Source organism: Shinella sp. GW835-FHT14H05, assembly GCF_058793575.1.
Map to the genome: position 1 here is coordinate 132,518 of NZ_JBXAFY010000009.1, position 18,450 is coordinate 150,967.

Below are 18,450 nucleotides of genomic sequence, written 5' to 3' on the forward strand. Positions count from 1 at the left end.
GCAAACCTGAAATTTGGGCCGTCTGGCCGGGATCCTGAAACATGCAGACCATCTTGCTCGTCATCTATCTCATGGTCGTCGTCGCGCTGATCGGCGTCGTGCTGATCCAGCGGTCTGAAGGCGGCGGCCTCGGCATCGGCGGCGGCTCCGGCTTCATGTCGGCCCGCGGCACGGCCAATGCCCTGACGCGCACCACCGCGATCCTGGCCGCACTGTTCTTCGTGCTGGCGCTCGGCATGGGCATCCTCGCCCGTTACGAAACGCAGCCGACCGACATTCTCGACCGTATTCCGGGCACGACCGGCACGGGCGGCGTCCTCGACGCGCTCGGCGGGGCCGAGCAGAACCAGGGCACGCAGAACAACAACCAGACGCCTGCGACGACCGGCACCGACACCGTTCCGACCGAAGGCGGCGCTGCGACCGGTACGGGTACGGGTACGGGCAACACCACGACCGGCACGGGCAACACGACGACGGGCACCGGCACGACCGGTGGCGCAACGGGTACGGAGCAGAACTCCGGCGTCCCGAGCGGCCAGTAAGCCGCAGGGGCTGAAAAACAAACCGGCCGGTTGGCGAAATCCAACCGGCCTTCTTCTTGTGTAAAACGACGATTGCGTCTTCCGAAATCACGCCCAAGGTGATTTTTCGGTGGCGGAATCGATTTTGAAAAGGTATCCGGTGACTCCCATGGCGCGATATGTATTCATCACAGGCGGCGTGGTTTCTTCCCTCGGAAAAGGCATTGCCGCCGCTGCACTCGGAGCTCTCCTTCAGGCCCGCGGTTATCGCGTGCGCCTCAGGAAGCTGGACCCCTATCTGAACGTCGATCCGGGCACCATGAGCCCGACGCAGCACGGCGAGGTGTTCGTCACCGACGACGGTGCGGAAACCGACCTCGACCTCGGCCACTATGAGCGCTTCACCGGCCGCTCGGCCACCAAGACCGACAACATCACCACCGGTCGCATCTACAAGAACATCATCGACAAGGAACGCCGCGGCGACTATCTCGGCGCGACCGTGCAGGTCATTCCGCACGTCACCAACGAGATCAAGAACTTCGTCACCGAAGGCAATGACGACTACGACTTCGTGATCTGCGAGATCGGCGGCACGGTGGGCGACATCGAGGCCATGCCCTTCATGGAAGCGATCCGCCAGCTCGGCAACGACCTGCCGCGCGGCACGGCGGTCTATGTCCACCTGACGCTGATGCCCTACATTCCGGCCGCAGGCGAACTCAAGACCAAGCCGACGCAGCACTCCGTCAAGGAGTTGCAGGCGATGGGCATCCATCCGGATATCCTGCTGGTGCGCGCCGACCGCGAAATCCCGGAAGCCGAGCGCAAGAAGCTCTCGCTGTTCTGCAACGTTCGCGCGACCGCCGTCATCCAGGCGCTTGACGTCGCTTCGATCTACGACGTGCCGCTCGCCTACCATAAGGAAGGCCTGGACGACGAAGTGCTCGCCGCCTTCGGCATCGAGCCGGCGCCGAAGCCGCGGCTTGAAGCCTGGCAGACGGTTTCCGATCGCATCAAGACGCCGGAAGGCGAGGTGACGATCGCCATCGTCGGCAAATATACCGGCCTCAAGGATGCCTATAAGTCGCTGATCGAGGCGCTCTACCACGGCGGCATCGCCAACCACGTCAAGGTCAAGCTCGAATGGATCGAGTCGGAGGTCTTCGAGAAAGAAGACCCGGCGCCGTACCTTGAGAAGGTGCATGGCATCCTCGTTCCCGGCGGTTTTGGCGAGCGCGGCTCCGAGGGCAAGATCAATGCGGCGCGCTTTGCCCGCGAGCGCAAGGTGCCCTATTTCGGCATCTGCTTCGGCATGCAGATGGCGGTCGTGGAAGCGGCGCGCAACCTCGCCGGCATCGAGAAGGCCTCGTCCACCGAATTCGGCAAGACCGCCGATCCGGTCGTCGGCCTGATGACGGAATGGGTGAAGGGCAACGAGCTGGAAAAGCGCTCGGCCTCCGGCGATCTTGGCGGCACGATGCGCCTTGGCGCCTATCGCGCCTCGCTGAAGGGCGGCACGAAGATCGCCGACATCTACGGCTCGACGGATATTTCCGAACGCCACCGCCACCGCTACGAAGTGAACGTCGACTACAAGGACCGGCTGGAAGGCTGCGGCCTGGTGTTCTCCGGCATGTCGCCGGACGGCGTGCTGCCGGAGACGGTGGAATATCCGGATCACCCGTGGTTCATCGGCGTGCAGTATCACCCGGAACTGAAGAGCCGCCCGCTCGATCCGCACCCGCTTTTCGCGAGCTTCGTGGAAGCGGCGCTGGAGCAGAGCCGGCTCGTCTGACACCGGATATGGGAGAATGACAAAAGCCCGGCCTTGTGCCGGGCTTTTTGCGTCAGGCCGATTCCAGCGTGAGGCTGCGGGCTGTCTGGGTTTCCTGCGCCGGCGGCAGGCCGAACATGCGGCGGTATTCGCGCGTGAACTGCGGTACGCTCTCATAACCGACGGCATAGGCGGCGGTGCTGGCATTGGCGCCTTGCGACAGCATCAACCGCCGCGCCTCGATCAGCCGCAACTGCTTTTGGAATTGCAAGGGTGAGAGCGAAGTGACGTTGCGGAAATGCTGGTGGAAGGAGGACGGGCTCATGCCGGCAATGGCGGCGAGCTTGTCCACCGGCAGCGGCTGGGCGAACTCCGCCCGCAGCAGCGCGACGGCGCGGGCGACACGCTGTGCCTGTCCATCCGGATAGCCGAGCTGGCGGATGGCCGCGCCGTGGCGGCCTTCGAGCAGCCAGTAATGCAGTTCACGCACGAGCTGCGCATGCAGCACCGGCACGGCGGCCGGACGATCGAGCAAGCGCATCAGGCGCAGCGCCGCGTCACTTACCTCGCTGTCCGTCGGTGCGGAGCGTATCGCCAGCCCGCCGGGCGCGGCCGTTGCCTGCATCTCCACGCAGAGTTCGGCGATGACCGCTGGGTTCAGGTCCAGCACCAGGGAGAGGTAGGGCGCTTCGGGGCTTGCTTGCAGGATCTGGCTGACGGTCGGCACGTCCGCGGTAATCAGCAGCGAATCCCCGGCATGGAAGGTGAAGCTGTTCGCCCCCATCGTCACATGCTTGCTGCCCTGGAGCACGAGGCAGACCAGCGGGCGGGCAATCATATAGTCGAGGCCGGTGGGCTGCGTGGTGCGAATGGTGGTGAGGCCGGGCACGGGTGTGCGGGCGATGCCCGTGGCATCGGCATTGGCCTCGACATAGCGGCGGACGGTGGCAAGGAGCGTCTCTGTCATGCCGGCATCCTAGCGGCGTCCGGCGCCCGCGTAAATCGGTTTGGAGGATCAGGCAAGGATCGGCGAGCTTCCGGTAACGACCGGCGGCGGGGGCGCTTGGTATCAATCGGTCATTCCAACCGAAGGAGTTTCCCATGACCAAGATCGCTCTCGTCACCGGCGGCAGCCGCGGCCTCGGACGCAATACCGCCCTCAGCATCGCCCGCCGCGGCGGCGACGTCATCATCACCTACCGGAGCCGCGAGGAGGATGCGCGCATCGTCGTCGCCGAAATCGAGGCGCTGGGCCGCAAGGCCGTCGCGCTGCGGCTCGATACCGGCGTGGTTGCCGGATTTGCGGCTTTCGTCGAAGCGCTGCGCAAGGCGCTCGCCGAGACGTGGCAGCGCGAGAACTTCGACCATCTCGTCAACAATGCCGGCCACGGCGACATGGCGGCGATTGCCGAGACGACGGAGGCGCAGTTCGACAGCCTGGTCGACGTGCATTTCAAGGGCGTGTTCTTCCTGACGCAGGCGCTGTTGCCGCTGATTGCCGATGGCGGGCGCATCGTCAATCTGTCGACGGGTCTCACCCGCGTCTCCTATCCCGGCTTCTCGGCCTATGCCGCGGCCAAGGGGGCGGTGGAAATCCTCAGCGTCTATCTCGCGAAGGAGCTTGGCAGCCGTGGCATTGCGGTGAACACGGTGGCGCCGGGCGCCATCGAGACCGATTTCCTGGGCGGTGCGGTGCGCGACATGCCGGATCTCAACACGGTGTTCGCCGACATGACCGCGCTGGGCCGGGTCGGGGTGCCGGACGATATCGGCCCGATGATCGCGAGCCTTCTGTCGGAGGACAACCGCTGGATCACCGGCCAGCGCATCGAGGTGTCCGGCGGCCAGGTGATCTGACGCCATCGTCAAAACTGAAAAGCCCGGCGCAGGCCGGGCTTTTTGTGTTCAGGGGCGAGGGCTACTCGGCGGCCTGCACCAGCGGGCAGACGCTGTCGTCGCAATCCTCTCCGGCGAGCGTGCGCTGGCCGAGGCTGATGGTCAGCAGGGCGCCGATGCCGGCGGCGACGGAGACCCAGAAGCCGTTCTGTGCACCGAAATTATCGACCGCCCAGCCCGCGACGAAGGCGCCGAGTGCCATGCCGATGCCGATGCCGGTGGTGACCCAGGTGACGCCTTCCGTCAGCATGGCGCCAGGCACGCGGCGCTCGACCAGGCCGAAGGCGGTGATGAAGGTCGGCGAGATGGCGATGCCGCTGACGAAGACCGCGACGGCCAGCAGCGGCACCGAGCCGGCAAAGGGCAGCGGCAGGGCGGTCAGCGCCAGCACGGCGACGGCGATCAACAACTGCTTTTGCAGCGCCATCTTCGGGTTCAGCGCGCCGAGGACGAGGCCGACGACGAAGGAGCCGATGGCATAGACGCCGATGACGAGGCTTGCGGCATTCGGCTGGCCGAGTTCCTTGGTGATGGCGACCGCGCTCACTTCAGCCGTGGCGAAGGTGGAGCCGACGAAGATCAGCGCCAGCGTGATGATCTGCACCGGGCGCAGGCGGATCGCCGATTTCTGCGGCTTACTGCCGGCGACATAGTGTATGCGCGGTTCCGTGCCGCGTTGCAGCAGGAAGAAGAAGCTACCGACGGCGAGAAAGGCGGTGCTGATCAGCATGCCGGCTTCCGGAAACAGCGCGACGGCAAGGCCGACCGACAGCGAGGCGCCGGCGATGTAGACCAGCTCGTCCGCGGCCGATTCGAAGGCGAAGGCGGTGTTGAGCTCGGGCCGATCGCGAAAAATCTCGCTCCAGCGGGCGCGCAGCATGGCAGGGATGCTCGGCATGGCGGCGGCGAGGAAGGCGCTGGCGAAGAGCGTCCAGACCGGCCAGCCCTGGTTGGTGCCGGCAATCAGCAGCAGGAAGGCGACGACCGAGACGATGGTTGCCGGGGTGAGCACCGCCGCCTGGCCGTAGCGGTCGACGAGGCGGGAGACCTGCGGCGAGATGAGGGCGTTGGTCAGCGCGAAGGTGGCGGAGACGGCGCCGGCGAGCCAATATTCGCCGCGCGTCTGCGACAGCATGGCGACGATGCCGATCGGCGCCATGGCGATGGGAAGGCGTGCGAGGAAACCGGCGGCGGAGAAGCCCACGGTTCCTGGGACGCTGAAAATCTCTTTATACGGGTTGGCCATGGCCTGCTCCTCGCAAATGAATGGTCAGCCACTTACATACGTGGCGTATGTCGAAGAGATAGTTGCATACGCAGCGTATGTCAAATAAAATACGCGGCGTATGTAAAAAGGAGCTGCCATGCGCAAGCCGCGCGAGGAAATGATCGCCGAAACGAGAGCCAAGCTGATTGCCGCGGGGCGGTTTGCCTTTGGCACCGTCGGCTATGCGGAGGCGTCGATGGATGATTTCACCGCGGAGGCGGGGCTGACGCGCGGCGCGCTCTATCATCATTTCGGCGACAAGAAGGGGCTGCTCCAGGCGGTCATCCAGCAGATCGACGCGGAGATGACGGCGCGGCTGCACACGATTTCGGCCGGGGCACCGAGCCGATGGGACGGGTTCGTCGAGGAATGCGTCGCCTATATCGAGATGGCGCTGGAGCCGGAAATCCAGCGCATCATGTTTCGCGACGGGCCGGCGGTGCTCGGCGACGTCTCGCAATGGCCGACCAGCAATGGCTGCATTGCGGCGCTGAGCCACAGCATCGAGCAGTTGAAGGGCGACGGCGTGATGGCCGATATCGACACGGAAACGGCCGCCCGCCTGATCAACGGGGCGAGCAGCCATGCGGCACTGTGGATCGCCAAGTCCGAGACGCCGGAAGAGACGTCGAAGCGGGCGGTCCGCGGGTTCCGGACCTTGCTGGACGGTCTGCGGGTGAAAGGCTGACGGGTTACGAGCCCGCCGGCGCTTCCTTCAATTCGCAGGCGGTCGTGCCGATCGTCATCGTGTTGCCGCGCCAGTCGATATTGCCGCCGACCCAGCTTCGCAGCCAGACGGCCGGCATCATGCAATCGCGCACGATCATCGCCGGCACCGACCAGACGGAAAGCCGCCAGCCCTTGGCCAAGGCAAGGGCGACTTCCGGCAGGTAGATGGCGGCCAGCACCAGGAGGGCGGCGGGCGCGAGCGTTGCGTCGCCGATCAATGCCGCGACCAGCGCCAGCAGCAGCGGCGGCAGGGCGCCCAGAAGAATTTCCGGGGTGAAGAAGCCAGGGAAGGTGACGCGGCGCAGGCGCGACCAGCGGCATTGGCGCGACCAGATCTCCTGCCCGGTGCGCCGCCCAAGCGGCTGCTCGAAGGGCGAGGAGACGAGGTGCACTTTCAGGCCGAGACGGCTCACGAGCTTCGTCGAGGCGGCATCCTCGGCGATCTCGGCGTTCAGCGCATGGATGCCGCCGTTTGCGTCCAGCATCGGCTTGTACCAGAGCATGCTCTTGCCCTGCGCGAAGCCGAGGCCGATCGCCTCACCGGCATATTGCCAGCGCGCCTGCTGGGTGTTGAGAAACATGCATTCCACCTCCGCCCAGAACCCGTCCGGGCGCGAGCCGAGCGGCGTCGAGCAGACAAGGCCCGAATCGATCCGCCAGCCGCCCATCAGATGCTGGATATAGTCCGGCGGCATCAGCACGTTCGAATCGGCGAGCACCACCCAGTCGTGGCGCGCCGCCTGCCAGCCCTTGACGCAATTGTTGAGCTTCGGATTGGCGCTGATGCGGTCGTCGCCGATCAGGATGCGGGCAGCGACATGCGGATGCGCCGCCGCCGTCTTCTCGATTTCCGGGATGATCGGATCACCGGCATGCGCCACGCAGAACAGCAGTTCATAGTCCGGCCAGGTCAGGCGGAAGGCGCGGGCGAGCGTCTCGGCGGAAAAGTTCTCGATGCCGCGCACGGGAACGACGATCGATACCGGCGGCTTTTCCTCGATTTCCGGCGGAGCGGCATCGACGGCTTTCAGCCGCCTTCCGGCGATAAGGATGCTTGCGGCATTGGTGGCGACGAGAGCGCCCGAGGCAAGGGCGAAGGCCTGAGCCATGTCCATTCACGCGTACTCCGAAGGGCGCCGGGCCATGCTGGCGGCTGCCGGGTTCATTCACGCGGGAAGAAACACCATTGTCACATGACACGGGAATGACGGGCCGCCCTGGAGCGGCCTGAAGCGCGTCGGCGGACAGGCGGCAGCCACCCCCGCCGAGGGCGGAGGTGACGGTTTTCGTCCGGTTTTCCAGGCCTATGCGAGGAAATCTGCGGTCGTCGTGACCTTGCCGTAGCCGAATTCCAGCGCCGACATGATCGTGGCATGGACCTGGGCGGCCGGCACGACCGAATCACCAAAGGCCTTGTCGCGCGTGGCGCAGGCATCGTGCACGACGGTGAGGCCGTAGCCGAGATCGGCCGCCGCGCGCGCCGTCGCATCGATGCAGACGTCGCTCATCGCGCCGACGACCACCACCTCCTCGATGCCGTCCGCCTGCAAGGCCTGCTGCAGCGTCGTTTCGCGAAACGAGTTCGGATAGTTCTTGACGATGACGGTATCGCCATCCTGCGGCCTGATGGCCGGGATCGGATTGATGCCATCCGTGCCGGGGGCGAAGAGCGGCGAATCGGCGTCCTTGGCGATGTGGTGGACATGCACGATCCGGTCGCCCTTGCCGCGGGCCGCCTCGACGACGCGGGCCGCATTGGCGGCGGCGGCGTCGATGCCGGTCAGCGCGAAATTGCCGGTGGCGAGATAGTCCTTCTGGAGGTCGACGATGATGACGGCGCGTTTGCTCATGGGGTGTCCTTTCCCTGCTGCTTGATGTCATGGACATTGTGCCTCTGCCCTGCCATGTCTCGCCATTGGCGATACCGACATAATACAGGGTGAAAGTGACATGGCAGACGCGGCCGAGATCGGACTGGTGCTTTATCCCGGTGTGCAGATGGCCGCCGTGCTCGGCATGACCGATCTGTTCAATTCGGCGACGGAACTGGCGGGCGAGAAGGGCCGGGCGGGGCCGACGCTGGTGGTCAGCCATTGGCGGCTGGAGGACGGCGCGCCGGTGCGCATCGACGCCAGCGGCGCCATCGACGGGGCGTCGCGGCCCTGCGTGCTCGTGCTGCCGCCCGCACTTGGCGATCCGATCCGGCGGGAGGATGCAGCACCTTTCGCCGCCTGGCTGCGTGAATGCCACGCCTCCGGCATCCAGTTCGCCTCGATCTGCGCCGGCGCCTTCCTGCTCGGCGAGACCGGGCTTCTGGCCGGCCGCACGATCACCACCAACTGGGTGATCGCGGAGACGTTCGAGATGCGCTTTCCGGATGTCCACGTCGATACGGACCGCCTGCTCAACGACGACGGCGATATTTTCACGGCGGGCGGCGTCATGGCCTGGGTGGATCTGGGGCTGAAACTGATCGACCGTTTTCTCGGGCCGACGATCATGCTGGAGATCGCCCGGCAATTCGTCATCGACCCGCCGGGCCGCGAGCAACGCTACTACAGCACCTTCTCGCCGCGCCTGCTGCATGGCGACGCGGCAATCCTGAAGGTGCAGCACTGGTTGCAGGCGAGCGAGGCGAAGGAGATCGGCCTCGATGGGCTTGCCGCGCAGGCTGGGCTGGAGGCGCGCACGTTCCTGCGGCGTTTTCGCAAGGCGACGGGGCTGACGACGACCGATTATTGCCAGCGGCTGCGCGTGGCAAAGGCGCAGGAGATGCTGCAATTCACCACGCGTTCTGTCGAGAGCGTCGCCGTCGATGTCGGCTATGTCGATCCCGGCGCGTTCCGGAAGGTTTTCGCCCGCATCGTCGGGCTGACGCCCGGGGAATATCGCAAGCGCTTCCGCTCCTGACGATCAGTCCGGCCGCGGCCGGTTGCGCACCCAACCATTCGACGGAAGGGGAATATCGCGCCGGTGATCCTGCCGATCGTCAGGAATCGGCGTTGCGGATGGCGAAAAGGTCGGCATCCGCATCACCGTGGCCGGCAATTTCCGACGACACGATCTCGGCGGCGATCTGGCTGAAGGTGATGCCGTTGCCGCCGAACCCCATGACCGCAAAGACATTGTCCATGCCGGGGACGCGGCCGATGAGCGGCAGGCCGGTGCGGGTGGTGCCGAAGGGTGCGGCCCAGGAATAGTCGGGCTCCGGCAGCGAAAAGCCCAGCAGGGCTTCGGCCTTCTTGCGGATGATCTTGGCCTTGTTCTTCAGCTTCTGCGGCGAGGCGAAGGCCTCTTCGTCCTCCTCGTCCTCGCCGCCGGCGATCAGCCGGCCGTCGCGGGAGCGGCGAAGATAGAGATAGGGATCGGCGCCCTCCCAGACGATGCATTCCTTCAGCCAGTCGGGCAGGTCGATGGCCGGCGGGGTGGCGATCGCCCAGGTGGAGATGATGGCGTGGTCCTTGTGCGCGACGGCTTCCAGGAATTCATAACCGGAGCAGAAGACGGCATGGCCGGCGGAGACAATCTTGCCGTCGGCGGTGGCGAGGAAGACGCCTTGGGTTGTCGAGCGCACGTCGGTGATTTCCAGCGGGCTGACCACCTCGACGCCGCGCGACACGGCGGCGCGCAGGATGCCGGCGGCCATCTGGGCCGGGTTGGCGGAGGCGGAAATATCGCTGAGAATCGCGCCGGTGCGGTCTATGGCGAAGCCGTCCCGAAGTGCCGCGGTGTCGAGGAAATCCGCCTTGATGCCGGCGGCGTGCCGGGCGTCGAGCTCCGTGCGCAGGGCGCGGCTGCCATATTCGTCGCCAGCCAGAAACAGCGTCTTCTTGCGCTCGAAGCCGCAGGAAAAGTCGAGGTCCGCGACGATGCGCGTCAGTTGCTCGACGGCGCGTCCCGAGCGTTGCCAGGCGCGGCGCGCCTTCTCCTCGCCGATCATGCCGGTGAGCACATGCAGGGGAATGTCGATTTCGTGCTGGATCATCGCGGTGCTAGCGAGCGTGCTGCCATGCACCGGGCGGCGGCGGTCGACGACGAGCACGGAGCGGCGCCCGTCCGCCAGCGCATGCGCCATCAGCGCGCCGGAAATGCCGGCGCCGACGATGATGACGTCATAGGTGTCACGGGCGGGCTTCTTGCGGGTGCGGAGCGTAATGCGCGGCGAACCGGCCCAGACAGGGCGTGACTCGTGGAGATCGCGCTGCCGAGTAATCTCGTTGTTCTTGAGAATGGGAGTGCTCCGGTCAAGAGGGGTCTTCCGGAATGGCCGGGCGACGGAAAAGTTCCAGCGGCCCGCCGCGCGCGGCGCTGGTGCTTGCATTGCGGGCGGAAAGCAGGCAAAGCACGAGGCGCCTGAAACACGACCGGATTTTTACCCATGACCGTGAGTTCGAGAACGCCCCGCCCGATCGATCATCTGGTGCTGCCGGTGTCCGACCTCGGAATTGCCCGTGAACGCCTGACGGCGCTCGGCTTCACCGTCGCCAAGGATGCCCGCCACCCGTTCGGCACGGAAAACTGTTGCGTTTTCCTCGCCGACGGCAGCTATCTGGAGCCGCTCGGCATCGCCAATCGCGAGGAATGCGAAGAGGCCGCGCGCGGCGGCAATGTCTTCGTCGCGCGCGACCAGGCCTTTCGTTTCCGCCGCGGTATCGAAGGTTTTTCCGCCATCGCCATGGCCAGCGGCGATGCCTGGGAAGACGACCAGCGCTACACGTCGTCCGGCATTTCCGGCGGCGAGGTTCTGGAGTTTTCCCGCGATATGCTGCTGCCCGACGGCACGTCGGCGACCGGCAGCTTCCGCCTGGCCTTTGCTGCCGACCTGCGCAGCCCAGATTTCTTCTTCTTCGCCTCGCAGCGCATCCTGCCGCTGCCCTCCGACCGCAAGGCGCTGGAAAGCCATGAAAACGGCGTGATCGCCCTGTCTGAAGTCGTGCTCTCGGAGCAGAACCCGACCGATTTCCAGTATCTCGTGCAGGAAGCGGCCGACGAACGCGAGGTCGAGGCCCTGTCCTTCGGCATGTCCGTCGATACGCCGCGCGGCCGCATCACGGTGCTGAACGATGCGGGGCTCGAAGGGTTTTACGGTCTCTCGCCGCTTGCCGGCACGGATCGCGGACTCAAGGGACGCGCGGTCGTGTTCACTGTCGAGAATCTATCGGAATGTCACCGCCTGCTGACGGAGCGCGGTGTCACCTTCCATCAACGGGACAACCGCCTTCTGGCGCCACCGGCACCGGGGCAGGGCGTCCTTTTTGTCTTCGGAGAATGAGATGAAAGCCAATACCACAGTCGTCGTCGGCGAAGGCGCCAAGAAGGTCACCTTTGCCCAGGACAAGCGTTTTGCGCTGATCGCCGGCCCCTGCCAGATGGAGAGCCGCGACCATGCCTACATGATCGCCGGCACGCTCGTCGAACTCTGCGACAAGCTCGGCCTCGGCCTCGTATACAAGTCCTCCTTCGACAAGGCGAACCGCACCTCGCTGTCCGGCAAGCGCGGCATCGGGCTTGAAAAGGCCATGGAAATCTTCGCCGACCTCAAGAAGGATTACGGCTTTCCCGTGCTGACCGACATTCATACGGAAGAGCAGTGCGCGATCGTCGCCGAAACTGCCGACATCCTGCAGATCCCCGCTTTCCTGTCGCGCCAGACGGACCTGCTCATCGCTGCCGCCAAGACCGGCCGCACGATTAACGTCAAGAAGGGCCAGTTCCTGGCCCCCTGGGACATGAAAAACGTGCTGGCGAAATTCACCGAGAGCGGTAATCCGAACGTGCTGCTGTGCGAACGCGGCGCCTCCTTCGGCTACAACACGCTGGTCTCCGACATGCGCTCGCTGCCGATCATGGCCTCGCTCGGCGCGCCGGTCGTCTTCGATGCGACCCATTCGGTGCAGCAGCCGGGCGGGCAGGGTGGTTCTTCCGGCGGCCAGCGCGAATTCGTCGAGACTTTGGCCCGTGCAGCGGTCGCCGTCGGTGTTGCCGGCCTGTTCATCGAGACGCATGAGGACCCGGACAACGCGCCTTCGGACGGCCCGAACATGGTGCACCTGAAGGACATGCCGCGGCTTCTCGAAAAGCTCATCGCCTTCGACGACATCACCAAGGCGTGACGGCTTCAAACGGATGACACAGAGGCGTGTCATCCGTTGCCGCTCGTCGCGGCTCAGCCATTGTAATTTCCGCATCATCGATTAAGAGAGATTTTAATCGATTTATAAACCCAGAAACAGGACGATATCCATGACCGCTATCATCGACATCATCGGCCGCGAGATTCTCGACAGCCGCGGCAATCCCACCGTCGAAGTGGACGTGCATCTGGAAGATGGCAGCTTCGGCCGCGCCGCCGTTCCCTCGGGCGCCTCGACCGGCGCGCACGAAGCCGTCGAACTGCGTGACGGTGGCAAGCGCTACCTCGGCAAGGGTGTCGAAAATGCGGTCGCCGCCGTCAACGGCGAAATCTTCGAAGCGGTCGGCGGGCTCGAAGCCGAAGACCAGATCCTGATCGACCAGGCGCTGATCGAGCTCGACGGCACGCCGAACAAGGCCCGCCTCGGCGCCAACGCCATTCTCGGCGTGTCGCTCGCCGTCGCCAAGGCTGCCGCCGAAGCCGCCAACCTGCCGCTCTACCGCTATGTCGGCGGCCCGAACGCCCGCATCCTGCCAGTGCCGATGATGAACATCATCAACGGCGGCGCGCATGCTGACAACCCGATCGACTTCCAGGAATTCATGATCGTGCCCGTCGGCGCCGACAACATCCGCGACGCCGTGCGCATGGGTTCGGAAGTGTTCCACACGCTGAAGAAGCAGCTCGCTGCCGATGGCCATAACACCAATGTCGGTGACGAAGGCGGCTTCGCGCCGGGTCTCGCATCCGCGCCGGCCGCCCTCGATTTCATCATGAAGTCGATCGAGAAAGCCGGCTACAAGCCCGGCGAAGACATGTATATCGCGCTCGATTGCGCCTCGACCGAATTCTTCAAGGACGGCAAATACGTGCTCGAAGGCGAAGGCCGCACGCTGGAGCCGGAAGCCATGGCCGATTACCTGGCGGAACTTGCCGCAAAATACCCGATCTTCTCGATCGAGGACGGCATGGCGGAAGACGACTGGGACGGCTGGAAGTCGCTGACCGACAAGATCGGCAAGAAGGTCCAGCTCGTCGGCGACGACCTGTTCGTCACCAACTCGGCGCGCCTGCGCGACGGCATCAAGATGGGCGTTGCCAACTCGATCCTCGTCAAGGTCAACCAGATCGGCTCGCTCTCCGAAACGCTCGACGCCGTCGAGACCGCGCACAAGGCGAGCTATACCGCCGTCATGTCGCACCGTTCGGGCGAAACCGAGGACTCGACGATCGCCGACCTCGCGGTCGCCACGAACTGCGGCCAGATCAAGACCGGCTCGCTCGCCCGCTCCGACCGTACCGCCAAGTACAACCAGCTGATCCGCATCGAGGAGCAGCTCGGTCCGCAGGCGAAATTTGCCGGCCGAGGCATCCTGCGCGGCTGATCGACAAACAGTTTCTCCAAAATGGCAAAACCCGCATCGCAAGGTGCGGGTTTTGTTTTTTAAGCGCCCTGAGGGGTCTTTTTTCTCGTCGCGGGAGGGGTGTGGATCCTCGGGTCGAGCCCGAGGATGACGGAGGGGAGGGACTGTTTCCCCCCCCAGCGAACGGTGCGGCATGCGGCGCAGTGTTCCGTGCGCGCCTAGGTATCGCGGGCATCTGGAGATATCCTCTGGCCTCCTCAAGTCCGATCTCTCGACGAGTTCTCTCTCCTACTTCTTGTCCTCACCACCTCTCCTTCGTCATCCTCGGGCTTGACCCGAGGATCCATGCTGCGCGCACGACGCTGCCCGTCTCGCGCTGCGTGCCGCATGGCTTTTTCCGCGCCCCGCCCATCATGGTCAATGATCGGTTAACCCCTTGGCGCTAGTATGAAATCCGTATTGCGTATCGGGGCACTTGCATGTGGACCAAACATCATAAAAAGCGGAAATTCGGCCGGCTTACCCTGCCGGTAATTACGGTCGCATTCCTTTCCTACTTCGGCTATCATTCCGTGCACGGCGATTTCGGCCTCAGGGGGATGGAGGATTTCGAACGGCAGAGAGTGGAGCGTCAGGCGCGCCTGGACATACTCGTGCGTCAGCGCCAAATCCTGGAAAAAGAAGTGGCTCTGATGAGCGACGGCTCGCTGGAGCGCGACATGCTGGATGAAAAAGCACGCTCCTATCTCAACATGTCCAGAGCCGACGAAATCGTGATTTTCCACTAGGAGTGTGGATTAACTGAAATCAGGTTAATCGTAAATCTCCCTTACTAATCAGCGACTTACAAAGAATATAAGCCATGCATTTATGGCATTGCTGATGCGGAATTTCTCCCCTATGGTTTCCAACAAGAGGCAAACATAGGGAGGAACGCATGGCTCCGCGTAAAACCGCGTCCACGTCCAGCCGCAAGACAGCGGCTAAGCCTGTCAAAAAAGACTTCACCGGCGGCACCATCGCCGAATTCTCCAAGGAAGACGACCTCAAAGCCTACCGCGAGATGCTGTTGATCCGGCGTTTCGAGGAGAAGGCCGGCCAGCTCTACGGCATGGGCTTCATCGGCGGCTTCTGTCACCTCTATATCGGCCAGGAAGCTGTCGTCGTCGGCATGCAACTGGCGCTGAAGGAAGGTGACCAGGTCATCACCGGTTATCGTGACCACGGCCATATGCTCGCTTGCGGTATGAGCCCGCGCGGCGTGATGGCGGAACTGACCGGACGTCGCGGCGGCCTTTCCAAGGGCAAGGGCGGCTCCATGCACATGTTCTCCAAGGAAAAGAACTTTTACGGCGGCCACGGCATCGTCGGCGGACAGGTTTCGCTCGGCACGGGTCTCGCCTTCGCCAACCGCTACCGCGGCAACGACAATGTTTCGCTCGCCTATTTCGGCGACGGCGCTGCCAACCAGGGCCAGGTCTACGAGAGCTTCAACATGGCGGCTCTCTGGAAGCTGCCGGTCGTCTACGTGATCGAGAACAACCGCTACGCCATGGGCACGTCCGTTTCGCGCGCCTCCGCCCAGACCGATTTCTCGCATCGCGGCGCGTCCTTCAACATCCCCGGTTTCCAGGTGGATGGCATGGATGTGCGCGCGGTGAAGGCTGCCGCCGACGAGGCCGTGGAACATTGCCGCGCTGGCAAGGGTCCGGTCATCCTCGAAATGCAGACCTACCGCTATCGCGGCCACTCCATGTCCGACCCGGCGAAGTATCGCTCGAAGGACGAAGTGCAGAAGATGCGCTCCGAGCACGACCCGATCGAGCAGGTGCGCGCCCGTCTTCTGGAAAACAAGTGGGCAAGCGAAGACGATCTCAAGAAGATCGACAAGGACGTCCGTGACATCGTCGCCGACAGCGCCGATTTTGCGCAGGCCGATCCGGAGCCGGATGCATCCGAGCTCTACACCGACATCCTGCTGTAAATCCGGGGAGGGACGAAAAATGCCAATCGAGATTCTCATGCCCGCCCTGTCTCCGACCATGGAGGAGGGCACGCTCTCCAAGTGGGTCAAGAACGAGGGTGACACCGTCAAGTCCGGCGACGTGATCGCCGAAATCGAAACCGACAAGGCGACGATGGAAGTCGAAGCCGTCGATGAAGGCGTGATCGGCAAGATCCTGATCGCCGCCGGCACCGAGGGCGTCAAGGTCAACACGGCGATCGCCGTGCTGCTGCAGGACGGCGAAAGCGCCGATGCCGCTGCCGCACCGAAGGCCGCCGAAAAGCCGGCGGAAGCCGAGGCGCCCAAGGCTTCCGAGCCGGCACCGGCTGCCGCAGCACCCGTTCCGGCTGCGCCGAAGACCGAAGCTGCCGCCGATCCGGATATTCCGGCCGGCACCGAAATGGTGATGACGACGGTGCGCGAAGCGCTGCGTGACGCCATGGCGGAAGAAATGCGCCGCGACCAGGACGTCTTCGTCATGGGCGAGGAAGTGGCCGAATATCAGGGTGCCTACAAGATCACCCAGGGCCTTCTCCAGGAATTCGGCGACCGCCGCGTCATCGATACGCCGATCACCGAACACGGCTTTGCCGGCGTCGGCGTCGGTGCGGCGATGACAGGCCTGAAGCCGATCGTCGAGTTCATGACCTTCAACTTCGCCATGCAGGCGATCGATCAGATCATCAACTCCGCCGCCAAGACGCTCTACATGTCGGGCGGCCAGATGGGCGCGCCGATCGTCTTCCGCGGCCCGAATGGGGCAGCGGCGCGCGTCGCGGCCCAGCACTCGCAGTGCTATGCCGCCTGGTACAGCCACATTCCCGGCCTCAAGGTCGTCATGCCCTACACGGCTGCCGACGCCAAGGGCCTCTTGAAGGCGGCGATCCGCGATCCGAACCCGGTCATCTTCCTCGAAAACGAAATCCTCTACGGCCAGCAGTTCGAAGTGCCGAAGCTGGATGATTTCGTGCTGCCGATCGGCAAGGCGCGCATCCACAAGAAGGGCAGCGACGTCACCGTCGTCTCCTTCGGCATCGGCATGACCTATGCGCTGAAGGCGATTGCGGAACTCGAGAAGGACGGCATCGACGTCGAATTGATCGACCTTCGCACCATCCGCCCGATGGACCTGCCGACCGTAATCGAATCGGTCAAGAAGACCGGCCGTCTCGTCGTCGTCGAGGAAGGCTATCCGCAGTCCTCCGTCGGCACCGAGATCGCGACCCGCGTCATGCAGCAGGCCTTCGACTATCTCGATGCGCCGATCCTGACGATCGCCGGCAAGGACGTTCCGATGCCCTATGCCGCAAACCTCGAAAAGCTGGCGCTGCCGAATGTCGGCGAAGTCGTCCAGGCGGTCAAAACCGTCTGCTACAAATAAGGGGAGGGCGCATCCATGCCGATCAACATTACGATGCCCGCCCTCTCGCCCACCATGGAAGAGGGCAACCTCGCCAAGTGGCTCGTCAAGGAAGGCGACACCGTGAAATCCGGTGACGTCATCGCCGAGATCGAGACCGACAAGGCGACGATGGAAGTCGAAGCCGTCGACGAGGGCGTTGTCGCCAAGATCATCATTCCGGCGGGCACGGAAGGCGTGAAGGTCAATAGCCTGATCGCCATCCTCGCCGCCGACGGTGAAGATGTTTCGGCAGCCGCTGCCGGCGGTGGTTCGGCAAAGGCCGAGGCCCCGAAGGCGGAAGCCAAGGCCGAAGCGCCGAAGGAAGCGGAAAAGCCTGCCGCCGCCGCAGCGCCGGCCGCTGCTGCGGCGCCGGCTGCTGCTGCTTCGGCGCCTGCCAAGGACGGCAGCGGCCTGTTCTCGTCGCCGCTCGCCCGCCGCATCGCCAAGGATGCCGGCATCGACATCAAGGCGATCACCGGTTCCGGTCCGCATGGCCGCGTGGTGAAGAGCGACGTGGAAAAGGCGGTCGCCTCCGGCGGTGCAAAGCCTGCCGCTGCCGCAGCCCCGGCTGCTGGCGCCTCGGCCGCCCCTGCCGCAGCCCCCAAGGGCATGTCGGAAGAGGCCGTTCTCAAGCTGTTCGAGCAGGGCTCCTACGAACTCGTGCCGCATGACGGCATGCGCAAGACGATCGCCAAGCGCCTGCAGGAATCCAAGCAGACGATCCCGCACTTCTACGTCTCGGTCGATGTGGAACTCGACGCGCTGCTGGCGCTGCGCGCCCAGATCAACGATTCCGCACCGCGCAAGGACGACAAGCCGGCCTACAAGCTCTCGGTCAACGACATGGTGATCAAGGCCATAGCGCTTGCCCTGCGGGATGTTCCGGATGCCAACGTCTCCTGGACCGACACCAACATGGTCAAGCACAAGCACGCCGATGTCGGTGTTGCCGTGTCGATCCCGGGCGGCCTGATCACGCCGATCATCCGCAAGGCCGAGCTCAAAAGCCTGTCGGCCATCTCCAACGAGATGAAGGATCTCGGCAAGCGGGCCAAGGAACGCAAGCTGAAGCCGGAAGAGTACCAGGGCGGCACGACTGCGGTGTCCAACATGGGCATGATGGGCGTCTCGAATTTCGCCGCCGTCGTCAACCCGCCGCATGCGACGATCCTGGCGGTCGGCGCCGGCACGGAGCGGGTCGTGGTCAAGAAGGGCCAGATGGTCATCGTCAACGCGATGACGGTCACGCTCTCCACCGACCACCGCTGCGTCGACGGCGCGCTGGGTGCCGAACTGCTCGGCGCCTTCAAGCGCTACATCGAAAGCCCGATGGGGATGCTCGTCTGATAGCGG

General features: G+C 64.4%; 17 protein-coding genes. 12 read left to right on the forward strand and 5 right to left on the reverse strand.

Translation table 11 applies throughout. The features are described from left to right. Nucleotides 1-41 precede the first annotated feature (41 nt). Entirely contained in the window at nucleotides 42-545 is a 504-nt protein-coding gene (gene secG, locus AC1Q6Z_RS24140; protein ID WP_256115836.1) for a preprotein translocase subunit SecG, read from the forward strand. Between the two features lie 148 nt (nucleotides 546-693). After that, complete coding sequence (pyrG, locus tag AC1Q6Z_RS24145) at nucleotides 694-2,322, forward strand: CTP synthase (protein WP_256115837.1); 1,629 nt, start codon at nucleotides 694-696, stop codon at nucleotides 2,320-2,322. A 52-nt stretch (nucleotides 2,323-2,374) separates the two neighbouring features. On the opposite strand, the gene AC1Q6Z_RS24150 is transcribed toward pyrG, so the two are convergent. Next, a complete protein-coding gene (locus AC1Q6Z_RS24150) occupies nucleotides 2,375-3,268 on the reverse strand; it encodes an AraC family transcriptional regulator (RefSeq protein ID WP_492649563.1) in 894 nt (297 codons plus the stop codon). A 134-nt stretch (nucleotides 3,269-3,402) separates the two neighbouring features. On the opposite strand from AC1Q6Z_RS24150, the gene AC1Q6Z_RS24155 reads away from it, so the two are divergent. After that, nucleotides 3,403-4,158 (forward strand): SDR family NAD(P)-dependent oxidoreductase, encoded by a 756-nt coding sequence (locus AC1Q6Z_RS24155; protein ID WP_492649564.1) that lies wholly within the window; start codon nucleotides 3,403-3,405, stop codon nucleotides 4,156-4,158. A gap of 61 nt (nucleotides 4,159-4,219) precedes the next feature. Here AC1Q6Z_RS24155 and AC1Q6Z_RS24160 read toward each other — a convergent pair whose 3' ends face one another. Further along, nucleotides 4,220-5,443 carry an MFS transporter gene (locus AC1Q6Z_RS24160; protein WP_492649565.1) on the reverse strand — a complete coding sequence of 408 codons (1,224 nt, stop codon included), beginning with the start codon at nucleotides 5,441-5,443 and terminating at the stop codon, nucleotides 4,220-4,222. A 118-nt stretch (nucleotides 5,444-5,561) separates the two neighbouring features. Here AC1Q6Z_RS24160 and AC1Q6Z_RS24165 point away from each other — a divergent pair, with 118 nt between their 5' ends. Next, nucleotides 5,562-6,152, forward strand: a complete 591-nt coding sequence (locus AC1Q6Z_RS24165; RefSeq protein ID WP_492649566.1) for a TetR/AcrR family transcriptional regulator — start codon at nucleotides 5,562-5,564, stop codon at nucleotides 6,150-6,152. A gap of 4 nt (nucleotides 6,153-6,156) precedes the next feature. Here AC1Q6Z_RS24165 and AC1Q6Z_RS24170 read toward each other — a convergent pair whose 3' ends face one another. Further along, complete coding sequence (locus tag AC1Q6Z_RS24170; protein ID WP_492649632.1) at nucleotides 6,157-7,302, reverse strand: ceramide glucosyltransferase; 1,146 nt, start codon at nucleotides 7,300-7,302, stop codon at nucleotides 6,157-6,159. 195 nt (nucleotides 7,303-7,497) lie between these two features. After that, nucleotides 7,498-8,043, reverse strand: a complete 546-nt coding sequence (locus tag AC1Q6Z_RS24175) for a cysteine hydrolase family protein (RefSeq protein WP_492649567.1) — start codon at nucleotides 8,041-8,043, stop codon at nucleotides 7,498-7,500. Between the two features lie 100 nt (nucleotides 8,044-8,143). On the opposite strand from AC1Q6Z_RS24175, the gene AC1Q6Z_RS24180 reads away from it, so the two are divergent. Continuing rightward, nucleotides 8,144-9,103, forward strand: a complete 960-nt coding sequence (locus AC1Q6Z_RS24180; protein WP_492649568.1) for a GlxA family transcriptional regulator — start codon at nucleotides 8,144-8,146, stop codon at nucleotides 9,101-9,103. A gap of 79 nt (nucleotides 9,104-9,182) precedes the next feature. On the opposite strand, the gene AC1Q6Z_RS24185 is transcribed toward AC1Q6Z_RS24180, so the two are convergent. Beyond that, nucleotides 9,183-10,514 (reverse strand): NAD(P)/FAD-dependent oxidoreductase, encoded by a 1,332-nt coding sequence (locus AC1Q6Z_RS24185; protein WP_492649569.1) that lies wholly within the window; start codon nucleotides 10,512-10,514, stop codon nucleotides 9,183-9,185. A gap of 57 nt (nucleotides 10,515-10,571) precedes the next feature. Between AC1Q6Z_RS24185 and AC1Q6Z_RS24190 the strand changes: the two genes are divergently transcribed. The 7 genes from AC1Q6Z_RS24190 to AC1Q6Z_RS24220 all read left to right on the forward strand — a co-directional run bounded on the left by AC1Q6Z_RS24190 (nucleotide 10,572) and on the right by AC1Q6Z_RS24220 (nucleotide 18,444). Continuing rightward, nucleotides 10,572-11,465: a VOC family protein gene (locus AC1Q6Z_RS24190; RefSeq protein WP_492649570.1), complete on the forward strand. Its 894-nt coding sequence runs from the start codon at nucleotides 10,572-10,574 to the stop codon at nucleotides 11,463-11,465. A gap of 1 nt (nucleotide 11,466) precedes the next feature. Continuing rightward, complete coding sequence (kdsA, locus tag AC1Q6Z_RS24195) at nucleotides 11,467-12,306, forward strand: 3-deoxy-8-phosphooctulonate synthase (protein WP_256115847.1); 840 nt, start codon at nucleotides 11,467-11,469, stop codon at nucleotides 12,304-12,306. Between the two features lie 130 nt (nucleotides 12,307-12,436). Beyond that, nucleotides 12,437-13,711, forward strand: a complete 1,275-nt coding sequence (eno, locus tag AC1Q6Z_RS24200; RefSeq protein WP_256115848.1) for a phosphopyruvate hydratase — start codon at nucleotides 12,437-12,439, stop codon at nucleotides 13,709-13,711. Between the two features lie 458 nt (nucleotides 13,712-14,169). After that, on the forward strand, nucleotides 14,170-14,478 hold the full coding sequence (locus AC1Q6Z_RS24205) for an FtsB family cell division protein (protein ID WP_256115849.1): 309 nt from the start codon (nucleotides 14,170-14,172) through the stop codon (nucleotides 14,476-14,478). A 149-nt stretch (nucleotides 14,479-14,627) separates the two neighbouring features. Next, on the forward strand, nucleotides 14,628-15,674 hold the full coding sequence (gene pdhA, locus AC1Q6Z_RS24210) for a pyruvate dehydrogenase (acetyl-transferring) E1 component subunit alpha (protein WP_256115850.1): 1,047 nt from the start codon (nucleotides 14,628-14,630) through the stop codon (nucleotides 15,672-15,674). 19 nt (nucleotides 15,675-15,693) lie between these two features. Continuing rightward, nucleotides 15,694-17,076 carry a pyruvate dehydrogenase complex E1 component subunit beta gene (locus tag AC1Q6Z_RS24215; RefSeq protein WP_435268432.1) on the forward strand — a complete coding sequence of 461 codons (1,383 nt, stop codon included), beginning with the start codon at nucleotides 15,694-15,696 and terminating at the stop codon, nucleotides 17,074-17,076. 15 nt (nucleotides 17,077-17,091) lie between these two features. Then, a complete protein-coding gene (locus AC1Q6Z_RS24220; RefSeq protein WP_492649571.1) occupies nucleotides 17,092-18,444 on the forward strand; it encodes a pyruvate dehydrogenase complex dihydrolipoamide acetyltransferase in 1,353 nt (450 codons plus the stop codon). Nucleotides 18,445-18,450: the final 6 nt, after the last annotated feature.

What these genes read in the sequence shown, in the direction of transcription:
- secG (WP_256115836.1), top strand. Translation starts at nt 42, where the DNA reads ATGCAGACCATCTTGCTCGTCATCTATCTCATGGTCGTCGTCGCGCTG.
- pyrG (WP_256115837.1), top strand. Translation starts at nt 694, where the DNA reads ATGGCGCGATATGTATTCATCACAGGCGGCGTGGTTTCTTCCCTCGGA.
- AC1Q6Z_RS24150 (WP_492649563.1), bottom strand. Translation starts at nt 3,268, where the DNA reads ATGACAGAGACGCTCCTTGCCACCGTCCGCCGCTATGTCGAGGCCAAT.
- AC1Q6Z_RS24155 (WP_492649564.1), top strand. Translation starts at nt 3,403, where the DNA reads ATGACCAAGATCGCTCTCGTCACCGGCGGCAGCCGCGGCCTCGGACGC.
- AC1Q6Z_RS24160 (WP_492649565.1), bottom strand. Translation starts at nt 5,443, where the DNA reads ATGGCCAACCCGTATAAAGAGATTTTCAGCGTCCCAGGAACCGTGGGC.
- AC1Q6Z_RS24165 (WP_492649566.1), top strand. Translation starts at nt 5,562, where the DNA reads ATGCGCAAGCCGCGCGAGGAAATGATCGCCGAAACGAGAGCCAAGCTG.
- AC1Q6Z_RS24170 (WP_492649632.1), bottom strand. Translation starts at nt 7,302, where the DNA reads ATGGCTCAGGCCTTCGCCCTTGCCTCGGGCGCTCTCGTCGCCACCAAT.
- AC1Q6Z_RS24175 (WP_492649567.1), bottom strand. Translation starts at nt 8,043, where the DNA reads ATGAGCAAACGCGCCGTCATCATCGTCGACCTCCAGAAGGACTATCTC.
- AC1Q6Z_RS24180 (WP_492649568.1), top strand. Translation starts at nt 8,144, where the DNA reads ATGGCAGACGCGGCCGAGATCGGACTGGTGCTTTATCCCGGTGTGCAG.
- AC1Q6Z_RS24185 (WP_492649569.1), bottom strand. Translation starts at nt 10,514, where the DNA reads ATGCAAGCACCAGCGCCGCGCGCGGCGGGCCGCTGGAACTTTTCCGTC.
- AC1Q6Z_RS24190 (WP_492649570.1), top strand. Translation starts at nt 10,572, where the DNA reads ATGACCGTGAGTTCGAGAACGCCCCGCCCGATCGATCATCTGGTGCTG.
- kdsA (WP_256115847.1), top strand. Translation starts at nt 11,467, where the DNA reads ATGAAAGCCAATACCACAGTCGTCGTCGGCGAAGGCGCCAAGAAGGTC.
- eno (WP_256115848.1), top strand. Translation starts at nt 12,437, where the DNA reads ATGACCGCTATCATCGACATCATCGGCCGCGAGATTCTCGACAGCCGC.
- AC1Q6Z_RS24205 (WP_256115849.1), top strand. Translation starts at nt 14,170, where the DNA reads ATGTGGACCAAACATCATAAAAAGCGGAAATTCGGCCGGCTTACCCTG.
- pdhA (WP_256115850.1), top strand. Translation starts at nt 14,628, where the DNA reads ATGGCTCCGCGTAAAACCGCGTCCACGTCCAGCCGCAAGACAGCGGCT.
- AC1Q6Z_RS24215 (WP_435268432.1), top strand. Translation starts at nt 15,694, where the DNA reads ATGCCAATCGAGATTCTCATGCCCGCCCTGTCTCCGACCATGGAGGAG.
- AC1Q6Z_RS24220 (WP_492649571.1), top strand. Translation starts at nt 17,092, where the DNA reads ATGCCGATCAACATTACGATGCCCGCCCTCTCGCCCACCATGGAAGAG.